The sequence below is a fragment of the Rubrimonas sp. genome (assembly GCF_036788415.1).
In the GTDB taxonomy this organism is placed as follows: domain Bacteria; phylum Pseudomonadota; class Alphaproteobacteria; order Rhodobacterales; family Rhodobacteraceae; genus Rubrimonas.
On record NZ_DAIQNN010000189.1, the window covers coordinates 1 to 3,249 of the forward strand.

Consider the following 3,249-nt stretch of genomic DNA (forward strand, 5'->3'; position numbering starts at 1 on the left):
TCGCCGACGAGCCGACCACCGATCTCGACCTCGTCGCGCAGGCGCGGCTGCTCGACCTGCTGGAGCGGCTCGTGGCTGGGCGCGGCCTAGGCGTGCTGCTCGTCACCCACGACATGGGCGTGGTGGCGCGGCTCGCCGACGAGATCGTGGTGATGGAGGCGGGACGGGTGGTCGAGACCGGCGAGGCGGCCGCGCTGTTCGCGGCGCCCCGCCATCCGGCGACCCGCGCCCTGCTCGACGCGCATCTGGCTCTGTCGGAGGGTGGGGCATGAGCCTGCTGGTCGCGGAGGGCGTCGCGAAGCGCTACGGCTCGGGCTGGTCCGGCGCGCGCGACCGCCGGCGCGTGCTCGACGGCGCGGACTTCTCCATAGCCCCCGGCGAGAGCGTGGCGCTGGTCGGCGAGAGCGGCTGCGGCAAGAGCACTCTGTCGCGCATCCTGCTCGGTCTTGAGAAGCCCGACGCCGGCCGCGTGCTTTTTCGCGGCCGCGACCTGCGCGAGACGCCGCCGAAGGACCTGCGCCGCGCCGCGCAGATCGTGTTCCAGGACTCGGTCGGCGCGCTCAACCCCGCCCGCTCCGTGGGATGGTCCATAGGCGAGCCCCTGCGCCATCTGACCGATCTCGACGGCGCCGCCCGTGACCGGCGCGTCGCCGAGTTGCTCGCCGCGGTCTCCCTACCGCCGGACGCGGCGACGCGGCTGCCCGGCCAGCTCAGCGGCGGCCAACTCCAGCGCGCCTGCATCGCCCGCGCGCTCGCCCCCGAGCCGGAACTTGTGGTGCTTGACGAAGCCGTGTCGAACCTCGACCTCACGCTCCAGATCCAGATCCTCGATCTGCTCGCCGACTTGCGCGCGCGCACCCGCGCGGCGTTCCTGCTCGTGACCCATGATCTGCGCCTGGTGCGGCGCTTCGCGGGGCGGGTCGCGGTGCTGGCCGAGGGGCGGATCGTCGAGGACGCGCCGGTCGGCGCGCAACTCCAGCTGAACCACCCGGCTTCGCGGCGGCTCGTCGAGGCGATGCTGCCCGCCGCGCCGCGGCCGCGACCGGGGACGCTTGCGGAGGACGTCCATGGCGCATGACCACGCCGGCCATCATCATCATCACGCTCACCATGATGACAGCAGCGGGGCTCGGGCCCCGGATCGGCGTTTCGCGCTCGCGATCGCACTGAACCTCGGCTACGTCGCGATGGAGGTCGCGGTCGGCGTGGTCGCCGGTTCGGCGGCGCTGCTGGCGGACGCCGCTCACAACCTCTCGGACGTGCTGGGGCTCGGCGCCGCCTGGATCGCGGTGGTCCTGGCGCGCCGTCCTGCCGATCTGCGCTTCACCTGGGGCTTCCGGAACGCCACCATCCTCTCGGCGCTGTTCAATGGCGCGATGCTCATGCTCGTCGCCGGCGCGCTCGGCTGGGAGGCGCTTGGGCGCATCGCCGCCCCGGTCCCGGTGCAGGGCGGCCTCGTCGTCGTCGCCGCGATTGCTGGCGCTGTGGTGAACGCGGGCACGGCGCTGCTGTTCCTGCGCGGTCGAAACGCGGACGTGAACCTCCGCGGCGCCTACTTGCACATGATGGCCGACGCGGCCGTGTCGCTCGGCGTGGCCCTGTCCGGCGCGGCGGTGCTCGCGACCGGCCACGCCTGGATCGACCCCGTGGTCGCGCTCGTCGTGGTGGCGGTGATTATCGGCTCGACATGGGACCTTCTGCGAGAAAGCATTGAGCTTTCGCTCGCCGCGAGCCCCCGGCGCGTACGTGTCGAGGAAGTGGCCGCATTCCTCGCCTCGCGCCCGGGGGGTGGTCGATGTCCACGATCTCCATGTCTGGCCGCTCGGATCGACCGGAGCGGCGCTCTCGGCCCATCTTGTCACGCCGGAGGGCCATCCCGGCGACGCCGCGCTGCGAGAACTCACGCGGGAAGTCGCGGCCCGCTTCGGCGTCGGGCACGCGGTGTTCCAGATCGAACTCGACCATCGAGGCGGCTGTCCCCTTGCGTGCGGGTGCCCGAACTGAGAGCGGAGCGGTCTCCGCACTTATCGCAGTCCTTAGCGTGCTGCTTCGGGCGGCGCGTCACCCGGTCACTTCGAGAGAACGGGCGCTCCCGATCTCGAAAGCGTGCTTGACCGTCGGGGCCGCGGCGTCATCGCCTAGAGCTCAGCGGCGGCGCACCCGGCCTTTCGCGCCCGCAACGCAACTGTTCGGCTCGCGGGCGATCACCGCGCGCGGCGCAGACCCCGAGGATCGCGAGACGTTCAGCGTAGGGCGAAGTCAATCGGGACGACGAAGTCGAGCGGGTCGCGCCTGATCTCTGGCGGGATCCGGGGCAGGGGCGCGGCGCCGCGGATCAGCTCGAGGCTACCCGCGTCGAGGGTAACGTGACCGGTCCTTTGGCGTAGCGACGCGGCGACGCGCGGACCGACGCGTCGACCGTGAACGCGAGCCGACCTCCGCCGTGCTCACGCATGTTCCGCGCGGCGCTCGGATAGCGATTCTCGCGCGAGATGATCGCCACGACGCACGCGGCATAGTCGCGCTTCGCGCCCGGATAACCACTGGCCGCAGCAGCGCCCGCGGACCGGCCGCCCGCGCCCCGCATGCGCCCGGCCGACAGCGAGGCCGTTCCCGACAGCGCCGCGTTCCGGTCAGCGCCGGGCCTCGCCGCGACGCGGGATCTTTTCGCTGCGCCAGACCTCCTCGAACGCCTGCCCCCAGCCGGGGGCGATACTTAAGCGGTTGAATCCGCGGTTTGCCGCCCGAACGCAAGCTGAAGTGGTTTCAGCGGCTCGCGCGCCCCGAAATTGCTCCCAGGCCGCCTGAGCCGCCGCCGTAACGTCCCCCGCAGGGTGGCGCGCAGCTCCCAAGAAGTCCCGGCTGGAGAGCACCCCAAGGGACCGGTCAGCAGGAGCCGCAATGGTTGCGCGAGAAGCGGCAGAACTCCATCGCCGCGCCGCTCGCGATCATGATCGCGGCGATGTCCCGACCGTCGGGCAGGACGCATTGGCCGACAATGCGGTCGAAGCGGTCGATGTCGCGCACGAGACAGGTGAGGGTGCGGCCCGCGATCAGCCGCTCAAGGGCCTGCGTCGCCCGCGCACCCTGCGCCGTGCCAGTCTCCTCGGCGTCGAGACCTCAGATCCGTATCCGGACCGAGGCGTTGCGCATCCGGAAGGTGTCGCCATCGACGACCTGTGTCACCCGTCCCGCGAAGGTCTCGCCGACCGCGCGGTTCGCCTCGCGCGCGACAGACGGCCCGGGCCC

2 protein-coding genes and 2 pseudogenes are annotated in these 3,249 nt (G+C 72.1%); 3 read left to right on the plus strand and 1 reads right to left on the minus strand.

Translation table 11 applies throughout. From position 1 onward, the window contains the following. The 3 genes and pseudogenes from nikD to V7Q31_RS18245 form a co-directional block, all read left to right on the plus strand. A pseudogene (nikD, locus tag V7Q31_RS18235) lies at positions 1-272 on the plus strand (nickel import ATP-binding protein NikD); the annotation flags it as partial. Then, positions 269-1,078 carry an ATP-binding cassette domain-containing protein gene (locus V7Q31_RS18240; RefSeq protein WP_333835267.1) on the plus strand — a complete coding sequence of 270 codons (810 nt, stop codon included), beginning with the start codon at positions 269-271 and terminating at the stop codon, positions 1,076-1,078. The pseudogene nikD and the gene V7Q31_RS18240, both read left to right, overlap by 4 nt. Further along, positions 1,068-2,114 carry a cation diffusion facilitator family transporter gene (locus V7Q31_RS18245; RefSeq protein WP_333835268.1) on the plus strand — a complete coding sequence of 349 codons (1,047 nt, stop codon included), beginning with the start codon at positions 1,068-1,070 and terminating at the stop codon, positions 2,112-2,114. The genes V7Q31_RS18240 and V7Q31_RS18245 overlap by 11 nt, the downstream gene beginning before the upstream one ends. 772 nt (positions 2,115-2,886) lie before the next feature. Here V7Q31_RS18245 and V7Q31_RS18250 read toward each other — a convergent pair. After that, a pseudogene (locus tag V7Q31_RS18250) lies at positions 2,887-3,084 on the minus strand (thermonuclease family protein); the annotation flags it as partial. Between the last annotated feature and the right edge of the window lie 165 nt (positions 3,085-3,249).

Bases quoted from the DNA above. Each gene is read 5' to 3' on its own strand.
- V7Q31_RS18240 (WP_333835267.1), top strand. From the start codon at position 269: ATGAGCCTGCTGGTCGCGGAGGGCGTCGCGAAGCGCTACGGCTCGGGC.
- V7Q31_RS18245 (WP_333835268.1), top strand. From the start codon at position 1,068: ATGGCGCATGACCACGCCGGCCATCATCATCATCACGCTCACCATGAT.